At 68.2% G+C, this 13,673-nt stretch carries 10 protein-coding genes; 5 read left to right on the top strand and 5 right to left on the bottom strand.

The window, feature by feature from the left end:
- Positions 1-657, bottom strand: coding sequence for a TetR/AcrR family transcriptional regulator (locus ACV7NN_RS14915; protein WP_463350357.1), 657 nt, complete (start codon positions 655-657; stop codon positions 1-3).
- Positions 650-1,567 (bottom strand): alpha/beta fold hydrolase, encoded by a 918-nt coding sequence (locus ACV7NN_RS14910; RefSeq protein ID WP_463350356.1) that lies wholly within the window; start codon positions 1,565-1,567, stop codon positions 650-652. The genes ACV7NN_RS14915 and ACV7NN_RS14910 overlap by 8 nt, the downstream gene beginning before the upstream one ends.
- A 177-nt stretch (positions 1,568-1,744) precedes the next feature.
- Between ACV7NN_RS14910 and ACV7NN_RS14905 the strand changes: the two genes are divergently transcribed.
- Together ACV7NN_RS14905 and ACV7NN_RS14900 are read left to right on the top strand one after the other, a co-directional pair.
- Complete coding sequence (locus ACV7NN_RS14905) at positions 1,745-2,743, top strand: acyl-CoA thioesterase (protein ID WP_463350355.1); 999 nt, start codon at positions 1,745-1,747, stop codon at positions 2,741-2,743.
- A gap of 34 nt (positions 2,744-2,777) precedes the next feature.
- On the top strand, positions 2,778-3,059 hold the full coding sequence (locus ACV7NN_RS14900) for a DUF6457 domain-containing protein (protein WP_463350354.1): 282 nt from the start codon (positions 2,778-2,780) through the stop codon (positions 3,057-3,059).
- A 7-nt stretch (positions 3,060-3,066) separates the two neighbouring features.
- Here ACV7NN_RS14900 and ACV7NN_RS14895 read toward each other — a convergent pair whose 3' ends face one another.
- The 3 genes from ACV7NN_RS14895 to ACV7NN_RS14885 all read right to left on the bottom strand — a co-directional run bounded on the left by ACV7NN_RS14895 (position 3,067) and on the right by ACV7NN_RS14885 (position 6,980).
- Positions 3,067-5,406, bottom strand: a complete 2,340-nt coding sequence (locus tag ACV7NN_RS14895) for an FdhF/YdeP family oxidoreductase (protein ID WP_463350353.1) — start codon at positions 5,404-5,406, stop codon at positions 3,067-3,069.
- Complete coding sequence (gene fdhD, locus ACV7NN_RS14890) at positions 5,403-6,314, bottom strand: formate dehydrogenase accessory sulfurtransferase FdhD (RefSeq protein WP_463350352.1); 912 nt, start codon at positions 6,312-6,314, stop codon at positions 5,403-5,405. The genes ACV7NN_RS14895 and fdhD overlap by 4 nt, the downstream gene beginning before the upstream one ends.
- A gap of 93 nt (positions 6,315-6,407) precedes the next feature.
- Complete coding sequence (locus ACV7NN_RS14885; RefSeq protein ID WP_463350351.1) at positions 6,408-6,980, bottom strand: NUDIX hydrolase family protein; 573 nt, start codon at positions 6,978-6,980, stop codon at positions 6,408-6,410.
- A 138-nt stretch (positions 6,981-7,118) separates the two neighbouring features.
- On the opposite strand from ACV7NN_RS14885, the gene ACV7NN_RS14880 reads away from it, so the two are divergent.
- From ACV7NN_RS14880 to ACV7NN_RS14870, 3 genes are all read left to right on the top strand, one after another.
- Entirely contained in the window at positions 7,119-7,766 is a 648-nt protein-coding gene (locus ACV7NN_RS14880) for an alpha/beta hydrolase (RefSeq protein WP_463350350.1), read from the top strand.
- Between the two features lie 65 nt (positions 7,767-7,831).
- Complete coding sequence (locus ACV7NN_RS14875) at positions 7,832-12,502, top strand: ATP-dependent helicase (protein WP_463350349.1); 4,671 nt, start codon at positions 7,832-7,834, stop codon at positions 12,500-12,502.
- 198 nt (positions 12,503-12,700) lie between these two features.
- Positions 12,701-13,477 (top strand): DNA-formamidopyrimidine glycosylase family protein, encoded by a 777-nt coding sequence (locus ACV7NN_RS14870; protein ID WP_463350348.1) that lies wholly within the window; start codon positions 12,701-12,703, stop codon positions 13,475-13,477.
- Positions 13,478-13,673 lie beyond the last annotated feature (196 nt).

Raw genomic sequence — 13,673 nt, 5'->3', positions numbered from 1 at the left:
TCAGCCGAGCACAGGAAAAGCGGCCTTATCCTTCGCGGATCGGGCCGCTTTTCCTGTGTTCGGCGCCCCGTCGACGGGCGTCAGGCGGGCGATGCCGGCGATGAGGACGTCGGTCAGCACCGCGAAACTCCGGTCGAGGTCGTCGGGAAGCCCGAAGCCGCCGCCCAGTTCGAGGATGACGAACCCGTGGATGCCGCTGCGCAGCACGCGGATCGCATCCGTCGTCAGGTCCTCGGGAAGGTCGAACCCGCGGAGCGCTCCGGCGAGCACGGCGACCGTCTCGGCGGCCCGCGCGGCGAGTTCCGCATCCGCAGGATCCGCGAGGTGGGGCGCGACCTGTGCCGCGGCGTAGCGACCCGGATGCGTGTGCGCGAAGCCGCGGAGAGCATCCGCCGCCGCGCGGAGCGCATCCGCCCCCGCCCGGCCGATCGTCGCCTCCGCGAGCACCCGCGTCAGCTCCGCGACCGACTCGGTCGCGACGAGGCGTCGAAGGTCGGCGAGCGACCCGACGTGCTTGTACAGGCTCGGGACGGCGACCCCCGCCCTGGATGCGACCGCAGCGAGGGTGAGCGTGTCGAACCCGGCAGGGCCGCCGGCATCCACCAGTTCGAGGGCGACGTCCGTGACAGCGGACCGGCTCAGGCCCGCTCTAGGCACGCGCGGCCCACGCTTCCACGGTGGATGCGGGTGCCGGGCCGGACGCCGCAGCGCCGTTCACGACGCCTGTAGCGACATCGCCGCGGCGGAGCCGTTCGACGAACGCGATCGTTCCGGGAACCGTGATGTCCGGGCGCTGCGCCTGCGTGTAGTGACCCGCATCCGGAACGAGCACGGTGTCGGCACCCAGGCTAGCTATCCACTGGCGTTCGGCCTCGGGGTCTGCGAAGTCCGGATCCTGGTCGCCGACGAAAGCGAGCATCGGCGTGCGGAGCTCGGGCAGGCGCGCCTCGACAGGTGCGTGCGTCAGCTGGACCGTCAGCCGGCGGAACGACCGCAGCCGGCCGGGCTCAGCGAGGTTCGTGCGGATGGCCGTCGCGTGTTCGTCGAGCCAGGGCGCCTTCGTCGCCTTGTTCAGGCCCTTGTAGTACGACGCCCAGAGGCCCGCGCCCCACGGCTTGACGAAGAGGAGACGGTAGAGCCCGTGAAGGGATACGGTCGCGAACGCCGACGCCTTCGGGTTGCGCAGGAAGCCGCCGTAGAGAACGACCCCGGCGATCGCGTCCGGCCGCTCGGCCGCGGCCCATGCCGCGGCGCCACCGCCCATCGAGTTGCCGAGAACCACGGCCGGGCCGCCGAGCTCGTCGATGAGTGCGAGAAGATCCTGGCCGGTGACGACGTCACCGTGGGTGCGGAACGTCGTGTCACTGTCGCCGTGTCCGCGCAGGTCCATGAGCGCCACGCGGTAGCCCGCGTCGACGAGCGGAGCGACCATCTCGCGGAAGGTCGTGCGGAGGTCGCCCATTCCGGGGACGGCGACGACGAGCGGTCCGGAACCCTGGACCGTGTATGCGATGCGTCCCTCGGGGCGCTGGATGAAGCGGACATCCTGAGCAATGGAAGTGTTCATAGCCCTAAAGCTAATGCCATTAGCCAAAGAGCGCAAGAGACAATTCTCCGGCCGTTCCCGGCTGCGAGCCCGGCGCACTGCACCGGACGCAACTCAACTTTCCGATGCCGAAAGAATCAGGGATCTTGCGGCCGTCATCTGAGGTAACGCGGGCCGCTCATACGAGATCGTGGAAACATGACGATTTTTGCGCCTGCCACGCCTCGGACGAGCGATGAGTCCTCCGACCGCGTCACGCTCCGGTTCCTCGTGACGCCGTCCGACATGGATGCGTCCGGGGAATCCGTCCAGGCCGGTCGCGTGCTCGAATGGATCGACAGAGCGGGCTACGCCTGCGCTGTCGGCTGGAGCGCCGCATACTGCGTGACCGCCTACGTGGGCGACGTGCACTTCGGCCGGCCGATCCGGGCCGGGTCGATCGTCCAGGCGCACGCGCGGATCATCCACACGGGCCGGACGAGCATTCACGTGTTCGTCTCGATCGAGACGTCGGATGCGCGCGACCGCAGCTTCGTCAGCGCGACCCACTGCATCCTGGTCTTCGTCGCCGTCGACGAGGCAGGCAAGCCCAGGGAAGTCCCCGCGTGGGAACCATGGGGCGACGGCGAACGCACGCTGCAGGAGCGCGCGGCCGCGCGCATCGAACCACGGAAGCGCATCCAGGCCGCGATGCTCGACGCGTCGTACACCGACGCCGGCACGACGCCGCGGACCGTCTTCCGCTTCCTCGCCAGCCCGGGCGACACGAACTGGGGAGGCAACGCCCACGGCGGTACGGTCATGCGCTGGATCGACGAGACGGCGTTCGCCTGCGCGGCGAGCTGGAGTTCGAATGCGGCTGCCGCGGTGTACTCGGGCGGCATCCATTTCTACCGGCCCATCCCGATCGGCGACCTGGTGGAGGTGGATGCACGGCTCATCCACACCGGCGACCACAGCATGCACATCAGCGTGCGGGTACGCACGGGAAGCCCGATGACGCCGCGCGACCTGCACCTGGCCACCCAGTGCCTCACCGTGTTCGTGGAGCGCGCCGAGGACGGCCGTGCCGCCGCGATCCGGGCACTCGACCTGATCTCGGATGAGGACCGGCGACTGGACGCCCACGCCATCGAACTCATCGCCCTGCGCGACGAGATGGCGGTGATCCCCCACGGACTCGCGCGCTTCGCGTAACGTGCGAGGCACCGGGTGAACAGGAGGAGGCGTCATGGCCGATCGGGATGATGAGACTGCGACCCTCGAGGAGTGGGCGGCCCAGGTGGTCGAGGCGCTCGGGATCACGGGTCTCGCCGTGGATATCAACGCCGTGCTGGGCCTCGCGGGGCGTGCGGCCCATGCGGTGCTGCGGCCTGCGGCGCCAGTGACCACGTTCCTCGTGGGCTACGCGGCGGGGCAGGCTGCTGCCGGGTCCTCCGTCGACGCAACCGATGCCGTGCAGGCGGCGACCGAGACGGCCCTCCGGCTCTGCCGCGAACGCGACGCCGGCTAGAGGAGCGTCACGCCGGCCCCGATGCGGCCGGCCGTTCCACCGACGCGGGCGCGTTCTCGGCGACCAGTTCCAGCCGCACGACGATCGACTTGGACACGGGGGTGCCGCTCGTCTCGGCGACGTGGTCCAGGGGCACGAGGCTGTTCGCCTCCGGAAAATAGGTGGCGACGCATCCGTGGGCCGTCGGATACGAGATGATCCGGTATTTCGGCGCGACACGATCGACCCCGTCGGTCCACTCGCTGTGGATGTCGACCAGATCGCCGTCGGCGAGGCCCAGCGAGGCCAGATCGTCGGGATTTACGAACAGCACATGCCGACCGCCTTTCACGCCGCGATACCGGTCGTTGAGGCTGTAGATGGTGGTGTTGAACTGGTCGTGCGAGCGAATCGACTGCAGCAGCAACCGTCCCTCAGGCACCTCGACGGCCTCGAGCTCGTTGACCGTGATCATGGCCTTGCCCGTCGCGGTCGGGAACGTGCGCGAGTCGCGCGGACCGTGTGGCAGATCGAATCCGCCGGGCTGGCGGATTCGAGTGTTGAAGTCCTCGAATCCGGGGACGACGTGGGCGATGTGCTCGCGGATGCTGTCGTAGTTGTGCTCGAAGTGCGCCCAGTCGACAGGAACCTTCGTACCGAGCACCGCGCGTGCCAGACGCGTGACGATCGATATCTCGGAAAGGATGTTGGACGAGACCGGCACCAGGTTGCCCGTCGACGCATGCACGGCGGCGACGGTATCCTCCACGGTCACGAACTGCTGGCCGGAAGCCTGCATGTCGACCTCGCTGCGTCCCATGGTGGGGAGGATCATCGCGGACTCGCCGACGACAGCATGGGAGCGGTTCAGTTTCGTGGAGATCTGAACGGTCAGCCGCGTGCTCTGCATCGCCTTCTCGGCGACCTGTGTGTCCGAGACGGCGGCCACCAGGTTGCCGCCCAGGGCGATCCACACTTTGATGGCACCGTCGCGCATCCCTCGGATGGCGTTGACCGCGTCGACACCGACCTCGCGCGGGACCTCGAAGCGGAATTCCTTCTCCAGGGCGTCCAGGAAGGCAGGTGGCATCTTCTCCCAGATGCCCATCGTGCGGTCGCCCTGCACATTGCTGTGCCCGCGGATCGGCGAAGCTCCGGCCCCCGGTCGGCCGATGTTCCCCCGCAACAGCAGCAGGTTGATGATCTCCTTGATGGTCGGCACGGCCTTCTTGTGCTGGGTCAGGCCCATCGCCCACGTGATGATCACGCGGTCCGCCGCGATGTAGCGTTGCGCCAGTTCGTCGATCTCGACGCCCGTCAGCCCTGTCGCCTTCCGGACCTCGGCCTCGTCCAGATGCGAGAGGTGCTCCCGGAACTCCTCGAAACCTTCGCAGTACGTGTCGAGGAATTCGTGATCGAGCACCTGGCCCGGCCGGGCGTTCTCGGAATCCAGCACGCGCTTCGAGACCGCCTGCAGCAACGCCATGTCCCCTGCCATGCGGATCTGGAGGAACTGGTCGGCCAGTTCGGTGCCATGGCCCACGATGCCGCGAACCGTCTGCGGGTTCTTGTAGCGCTTGAGGCCGGCCTCGGGCAGCGGGTTGACCGCGACGATCGTCGCACCCGCCTCCTTGGCCTCCTCGAGCGCCGTCAGCATGCGGGGGTGGTTGGTGCCGGGGTTCTGGCCCATGATGATGATCAGGTCCGCCTTGGCGAAGTCGTCGTAGCGGATGGTCGACTTGCCCACACCGATCGTCTCGCCCATGGCCGCGCCGGTCGACTCGTGGCACATGTTGGAACAGTCGGGCAGGTTGTTGGTGCCGAACGCGCGCACGAACAACTGGTACACGAATGCGGTCTCATTGGCGGTGCGCCCGCTGGTGTAGAACGCAGCCTCATCCGGCGAGTCGAGTGCGTCCAGCTCGTCGGCGATGATCTCGAAGGCCCGCTCCCAGCTGATCGGCTCGTAGTGATCCTTGCCGGCCGGCTTGTAGACCGGGTCGGTGAGCCTTCCCTGCATACCCAGCCAGTAGTCGGTCTTCTGCAGCAGATCGTCGATGGAATGCTCTGCCCAGAAAGTCTCCGGTACCAGCACAGGGGTAGCTTCCCAGGTGAGCGCCTTGGCGCCGTTCTCGCAGAACTCGAACGTCTTGCGCCTGTCCGGGTCTTCCCAGGCACAGCTCATGCAGTCGAAGCCGTCCTTCTGGTTCATCGCCAGAAGACCCTTCATGCTGCGGCCGACTCCCATCCCCTCGAAGGCCGGCCCGAGCGCGTGGACGATCCCGGGCACCCCCGCGGCCCACGTCTTCGGCTTCTCCACGGTGAGCTTGTCGTCGGTGACGTCCTGCACAGGAGGCTTCTTCGTCATAGCGCGCTCTCTTCGACCTTCTGGCTCGGAGGTTTCGTGGTTCCGGATGCAACGGCATCGTCTCTGCGGATCTCATTGCGAATCCGCTCGGCGCCCGAATACACGACCATGGTGCTTCCGCGGAGGAAGCCGACGAGCGTCATACCCGCCTCGGCAGCTAGTTCGGCTGCGAGCGAGGACGGGGCTGAGACAGCGGCCAGCAGCGGGATGCCCGCCATCGAGGCCTTCTGGGTCAGCTCGAAACTCCCCCGCCCCGACACCATGAGCACGGTGCCGCGCAGGGGCAGCCGGCCCTCGGTGAGCGCCCACCCGACGACCTTGTCCACGGCATTGTGGCGGCCGACGTCCTCGCGCAAGACCAGCAGCTTGCCCGTTGTCCCGTCGAACAGTGCCGCGGCATGCAGGCCACCTGTCTTGTCGAAGACGTCCTGGCCGGCGCGCAGAGCATCCGGGAAGCCCGCAAGCATCGCAGCGTCGATGCGGAGCGGGTCGTCCGCGACGTCGTAGGCCGACTTCGTGCGCACCGCTTCGATGCTGGCCTTGCCGCAGAGACCGCAGGAACTGGTGGTGTAGAAAGCACGTGCCAGGTCCGGGCTGGGGGGCGCGACACCCGGCGCGAGCGTGACGTCGAGGATGTTGTAGGTGTTGAGACCATCGACGGTTCCGTCGGCGCCGGCGCAGTAGCGCGCTGCGCCGAAGTGGGCGCGGCTGCTGATCACTCCCTCGGAAACGAGGAAGCCCGCCGCGAGCTCGATGTCGTGGCCCGGTGTCCGCATGGTGATCGCGAGCGATCGGCCTCCGACCCGGATCTCGAGCGGCTCCTCCACTGCCAGCACGTCCTCCCGGAGGCGGGTGCTGTCAGCCACGCTGATTCGAGTGATTCGACGCCGAACCGTGATGCGACCCATGGCTCAGGTTTAACACCTGCGATCAGTGGCGTACAAGTGCCGTCGACGCCTCGTCAGCGTTCTGAGGCACGGTGCCATGTCCGCCCGGCACGGCTAGGGGAGCCGCCCCACCGACGCGAGCGCCGCACGGACCAGTGTGCCGCGGCCGCCCTCCATCTCTTCGGACACCGCGATGGATGCCGCCTCCTCCGGCGTCATCCAGGTCAGCTCGAGTGCGTCCTGGCGCGGCTCGCACGTTCCGGTCACTGGCACGACGTAGGCCAGCGACACCGCATGCTGCCGGTCATCGGTGAACGGCGTGACCCCGGGCATGGGGAAATACTCGGCCACCTGGAACGGCACCGGGCTCGCCGGGAGCTGTGGGAAGGCCATCGGCCCCAGGTCCTTCTCGAGATGACGGAAGAGCGCCTCGCGCAGCGTCTCCCCGTACATGACACGGCCGGACACGAGCGTGCGGGTCATCTCGCCCACAGCATTCGCGCGCAGCAGCACGCCGACCTCGATGACCTGGCCGATCCCATCCACCCGCACCGGCACCGCCTCGACGTACAGGAGAGGCAGGCGTCGGCGGATCTGCTCAAGCTCGATGTCGGACAGCCACGCCGGCCCGCCCGACGGGTCATCGGGCAACGGCTCCGGGGTCGGGTCGGGGGTTCTGACGCTCATGACATGATCCTACGGACACCGCAATCCGCCGGGCGCAGAACTCGGTGATCTGTGGACACGATTTCCGCCACAGCGGATGTGGAGGGAATTTCCATCGTTCTCGCGAGAAGATGATGGTCCGCCCACTAGGAGGAACCCGTGCCCGCATCCCCGCCCGTCCTCACGATCGATCGCGAGGCCGTGCTCTGGTCCGCCTCCGAACGCGACCGTGCCGACCGGCCCCTGCTGATCCTCCTCCACGGCTACGGCTCCGACGAAGGCGACCTCTTCGGCATCTCGGCCTATCTTCCGCTCGAACCGGTCATCGCATCCGTTCGCGCGCCGATCCCGGAAGGACCAGGATTCGCCTGGTTCTCCCGTTTCTCCAACTCGGAGGCCAATCCTTCGCAGTCCAATGCGAACGCCGCCGCGACCGCGGTCCTGGACTGGCTCGACGACCAGCCCGCTCCGCCCTCGATCGGGCTTCTCGGGTTCTCGCAGGGTGGGGCGCTCGCGCTCCAGATGCTGCGCCTGGCCCCCGAGCGCTTCGGCTACGCCGTGCAGCTCTCCGGCTTCGCGATCGCGGGAGAACAACCCGGGGATGTCCAGCTCGCGATGAACCGGCCGCCCGTCTTCTGGGGGCGGGGCAGCATCGACGACACGGTCCCGGCCGCAGCCATCGCTCGCACGAACGACTGGCTGCCCTCCCATTCCACTCTCGACTCCCGGGTCTACGAAGGCCTCAACCACGCGATCTCGCCGCGCGAACTCACCGACGTCTCCGGCTTCATCCGCCAGGGCCTCTAGACCCCGACGCCGCGGTCTGGGCATCCGCTCACCACACTGTCGGTCGTGTGCGTAAGGATGGACGGATGAGCAACGTGCTCGACCGGTTCTCCCCCGCCACGCGCGAGTGGTTCAGTGGCGCGTTCCCCGAACCGACGACCGCACAGTCCGGCGCGTGGGATGCGATCAGTCGCGGCTCGCACGCGCTCGTCGTCGCGCCGACCGGTTCCGGTAAGACCCTGGCCGCGTTCCTGTGGGCGATCGACCGGCTCGCCGCCGAGGACCGCGACCACGAGCGTCCGCCGGGCACGCGCGTCCTCTACATCTCACCGCTGAAAGCGCTCGGCGTCGACGTCGAACGCAACCTCCGGGCACCGCTCGTCGGCATCACCCAGACCGCGAAACGGCTCGGCGCGGAGCCCCCGCATGTCAGCGTCGGGGTCCGGTCCGGCGACACGACGTCAGCCGATCGCCGAGCGCTCGTCACCAACCCGCCGGACATCCTGATCACCACGCCGGAGTCGCTGTTCCTGATGCTCACCTCGGCCGCGCGGGAGACCCTCGCGTCGGTCGAGACGATCATCGTCGACGAAGTGCACGCCGTCGCCGCGACGAAACGCGGTGCACATCTCGCGCTGTCGCTCGAGCGACTCGATGCGATGCTCGCGAAGCCGGCCCAGCGGATCGGCCTCTCCGCGACCGTGCGTCCGGCAGAGGAGGTCGCTCGGTTCCTCGGGGGCCGGGCTCCTGTGGAGATCGTCTCCCCGGCCTCCGGCAAGCGGTTCGACCTGCGGGTGGTCGTGCCCGTCGCAGACATGAGCGAGCTGGGCACCTCCACCTGGAACGACGAAGGGGATACGCGCGCGCCCCAGACCGGGTCGATCTGGCCGCACGTCGAAGAAGCGATCGTCGACCGTGTGCTCGAACACCGGTCGTCGATCGTCTTCGCCAACTCGCGCAGGCTGGCCGAACGGCTGACCGCGCGCCTCAACGAGATCTACGAAGAGCGGCTCCTCGGCGGAGAATCCGGGCTCGTGGCCGCGGGTGGGCCGCTTCCGGAACCCGGTGCCGTGACCGGAGCGCGGGCACCGGCCGAGCTGATGGGCGCATCCGGCCAGACGAAAGGCTCCGCGCTCGCCGGCGCCGATCCGGACACACTCGTGCTCGCCCGGGCCCACCACGGCTCCGTGAGCAAAGAGCAGCGCGCCATCATCGAGGACGACCTCAAGTCCGGCCGCCTGCGCTGCGTCGTGGCCACGTCCAGCCTGGAGCTGGGAATCGACATGGGTGCTGTCGACCTCGTCGTGCAGGTGGAGTCCCCGCCCTCCGTCGCGAGCGGGCTCCAGCGGGTCGGTCGTGCCGGTCACCAGGTGGGCGAGGTGTCGCGGGGCATCATGTTCCCGAAGCACCGGGCCGACCTGATCCACACGGCCGTCGCCGCAGAACGAATGACCTCCGGGCTCATCGAGGCCCTGCGGGTGCCCACGAATCCGCTCGACATCCTCGCCCAGCAGACGGTCGCCGCGGTCGCCCTCGAACCCATCGACGTCGACGACTGGTTCGACACCGTGCGGCGATGCGCCCCGTTCGCCACCCTCCCGAGGAGCGCGTACGACGCCACCCTCGACCTGCTTGCCGGTCGCTATCCGTCCGACGAGTTCGCCGAGCTGCGACCGCGCATCGTATGGGACCGCGACTCGGGTGCGCTGACCGGTCGGCCCGGCGCCCAGCGCCTGGCCGTCACCAGTGGCGGCACCATCCCCGATCGCGGCCTCTTCGGCGTCTACATGGTCGGCGAGAAAGCCAGCCGGGTCGGGGAACTCGACGAAGAGATGGTGTACGAGTCCCGGGTCGGCGACGTCTTCGCGCTCGGATCGACCAGTTGGCGCATCCAGGAGATCACCCACGACCGCGTGCTCGTCACGCCCGCGTTCGGCGAGCCCGGACGCCTGCCGTTCTGGAAAGGCGATGGGCTGGGTCGTCCCGCCGAGCTGGGGCGTGCGGTCGGAGCTTTCGTGCGCGAGGTGAGTGGAGCATCCGACACCGACGCCGAGCTGCGCTGCGTCGAAGCAGGCCTCGACCAGTGGGCCACCGGCAACCTGCTCTCCTTCCTGAAGGAGCAGCGCACGGCTACCGGCCACCTCCCGACCGACCGGACCCTCGTCGTCGAACGGTTCCGCGACGAGCTCGGCGACTGGCGGGTCGTGATGCATTCCCCGTACGGCATGCAGGTCCACGCACCGTGGGCACTCGCCGTCGGTGCACGGGTTCGGGAGCGCTTCGGCATCGAAGGCGCCTGCATGGCGGCCGACGACGGCATCATCGTGCGCATCCCCGACACCGAATCCCAGCCGCCGGGGGCCGAGCTCTTCGTCTTCGAGCCCGCAGAGCTCGACGAGCTCGTGACCACCGAAGTCGGCGGATCGGCCCTGTTCGCCGCGCGGTTCCGTGAGTGCGCGGCCCGCGCCCTGCTGCTGCCGAAATACAACCCGGGCAAACGTTCGCCGCTGTGGCAGCAGCGGCAAAAGGCGTCGCAGCTGCTGGATGTCGCGCGCAAGTATCCGACCTTTCCGATCATCCTCGAGACCGTGCGCGAATGCCTGCAGGACGTCTACGACCTGCCCGCGCTCGACGCTCTGGCCAAGCAGCTGGGCGAACGCAGCGTGCGCATCGTCGAGACCACCACCGCGTCAGCTTCGCCGTTCGCCCGGGCCCTGCTCTTCGGTTACGTCGCTGCCTTCATGTACGAAGGCGACAGCCCGCTTGCGGAGCGGCGCGCTGCTGCGCTGTCCCTGGATGCCGGACTCCTCGCCGAGCTGCTGGGGCGTGCGGAACTGCGCGAACTGCTCGATCCCGCCGTCATCGAACGGGTCGAGCGGGAGGTTCAGCGCCTCGCACCGGATCGGCGCGCACGCGGGCTCGAAGGTGCGGCAGACCTCATCCGGATGCTCGGGCCGCTCACCGCGGACGAAGCCGGTGAACGTCTCCAGGGCGACGGCGACGGCGACGGTCCTGCGGGCCGGGCTGTCGCGCTCGGATTCCTCACCGAGCTCGTCGATGCGCGACGGGCGCTGACGGTCACGATCGCCGGGTCGGAACGGTTCGTCGCGATCGAAGATGCAAGTCGACTCCGTGACGCGCTCGGCGTTCCTCTCCCGATCGGAGTGCCGGTCGCGTTCATCGAACCGGTCGACGACCCGCTCGGCGACCTGGTCAGCCGGTATGCACGCACCCACGGTCCGTTCACCACCGCGGATGTAGCAGCCCACCTTGGACTCGGCAGTGCCGTCGTCAACGACGCCCTGCGGCGGCTCGCGCACGATCGACGGATCGTCGAAGGCGAGTTCCGGCCCCAGGCGTTCGGTGCCGAATGGTGCGATGCGGAGATCCTCCGGCGCCTCCGCCGGCTGTCACTGGCAGCGCTGCGCCACGAAGTCGAGCCGGTAGACCCGCAGACGTTCGCCCGGTTCCTGCCGGATTGGCAGCACGTCGGTGGCGTCCTTCGCGGAGTGGATGCAGTGGCATCCGTCATCGAACAGCTCGCCGGTGCACGTATTCCCGCATCGGCATGGGAGTCGCTCATTCTGCCTTCTCGGGTGTCTGACTACAGTCCAGCGATGCTGGATGAACTGACCGCGACCGGCGAAGTCGTGTGGGCCGGTGGCGGGTCGTTGCCGGGCAACGACGGGTGGGTGAGCCTTCATCTCGCCGAAGCCGCACCGGTCACCCTGCCCCTGCCGATCGATTTCGAACCGGATGCGCTCCAGCGCGACATCCTCGACGCGCTCGGGCGCGGTGGCGGGTTCTTCTTCCGGCAGTTGTCGGATGCGATCAACGCCGAACGGGTGAGCCGCGAGTCCGGGCTATCCGGAGCCGCGTTCGAACCCGTCGATGACAACACACTCGTGACCGCCATCTGGGATCTCGTGTGGGCGGGACTTCTCACGAACGACACCCTCGCTCCCCTGCGGACCCTGACCGGCAGTTCCGGCGCTCACAAGCGGCCGAAGACGGCGCCACGATCGCGGCTCTATCGCGGCCGATCGATGGGTCGCTCTGCGCTCGTCACCCGGGTCGGTCCGCCGATCGCTGGTGGGCGGTGGTCGGTTCTTCCCCCTGCCGACCCGGATGCGACCCTTCGAGCACATGCCCTCGCCGAGACCCTGCTCGACCGGTACGGTGTCGTCACGCGCGGATCCGTGATGAACGAAGGCGCACCGGGCGGATTCGCTCTCGCATACAAAGTGCTCAGCGGATTCGAGGAGTCGGGCCGTGCCCGTCGCGGGTACTTCGTCGAGACGCTCGGTGCTGCCCAATTCGCGACCGGTGCGACTGTGGATCGGCTGCGGTCTTTCACGCTCGACCACACGCAGGACCCCCCGCTCGGTGCTGTCGCCCTTGCCGCGACCGATCCAGCGAACCCGTACGGTGCCGCGCTTCCCTGGCCGGCAACACCGGAGGATGCCGGCACCGGTCACCGGCCCGGCCGCAAAGCCGGTGCGCTCGTCGTTCTCGTCGATGGTGCTCTGACCCTCTATGTCGAACGAGGCGGGAAGAGTCTTCTCTCGTTCAGCGACGATCCGCGTGTGCTCGAGGTCACCGCTCGGGCGCTCGGGAGCTTGATCACTCGCGGTCGGGTGGACAAGCTCGCGATCGAAACGGTCAACGGCGGTTTCGTTCTCGGAACGCCGTTGGGGGATGCGTTGTCTGCTGCTGGATTCCTTGCCACACCGCGTGGCCTGCGGCTGCGGTCGTGAGCAATTGGGGTGACTGCGGCGGGGCCCGGAGTGCACGCAGGACGCAGGGTGCACGCGGGACGCCGCGTATACACAGGACGCAGGGTGCACGCGGGACGCAGCGTGCACACGGGACGCAGCGTGCGCGCGAGGCTGAGTGCATGCGAGGTGGGATGCCGCGCGGGGGTACGCAGCATCCCCGGATAGTGATGTGCACATATGCCTGAAGGCGACACGGTCTACCGCACCGCTCGGTTGTTGCGCAACGCGCTCGAGGGCGAAGTGCTCACTCGGAGTGATTTCCGGGTGCCCGCTTTCGCGACGCTCGACCTGGCAGGCGAACGGGTCGATTCTGTCGTCAGTCGTGGCAAGCACCTGCTGATTCGGGTCGGTGGGGTGAGCATCCACAGCCATCTGAAGATGGAGGGGTCGTGGGAGGTGTACGCCGTCGGTGCTCGCTGGCGGCATCCGGGGTTTCAGGTCCGCGTGGTCCTGTCGACTGCGGATGTCGTCGCCGTCGGCTTTCAGCTCGGAATCCTCGAAGTCGTGCCGCGGGACGCGGAAGAACAGGTCGTCGGGTATCTCGGACCCGACCTGCTGGGACCGGACTGGGATGCGGGGGAGGCCGTGCGTCGGCTCTCCGTGCATCCCGATCAACCGATCGCCGTGTCTCTGCTCGATCAACGGAATCTCGCCGGAATCGGCAACGCGTACGCCAACGAGGTCTGTTTCGTACGCGGGATGCTGCCCACACGCCCCACGAAGGATGCCGACCTTCCCGCGACGGTTGCGCTGGCGCATCGGATGATGGTCGCCAACCGCGATCGGGCTCAACGGGTGACCACCGGGAGCATGCGCCGCGGCGAAAGCAGCTGGGTTTACGGGCGGGATGGTCGACCGTGTCTGCGGTGCGGGACGCTCATCGAACGGGGTGAGCTCGGTCGGACGGAGCTCGAACAGCGGGTGACATACTTCTGTCCGCGTTGTCAGAGCTGAAGCTCCCGGATCGACTGCCGCGCGGCTGGTAGTGGTGGCGCGGCTGGTCGTGATGGCTGGTTCATGGTGCTGCTGCTGGTCGTGGTGCGCTCATTCTGTGCGGCTGGTCGTCGTGCGCTCATTCTGCTGCAGTCGATCGTGGTGGCGCTCATGGTGCTGTGGCTGGTCGTGGTGGCGTGCGTGGTCGTGGTGGCGC

It is taken from the genome of Leifsonia sp. Ger2509 (genome assembly GCF_055231915.1).
This window is presented reverse-complemented; position numbering and strand designations above follow the sequence as displayed.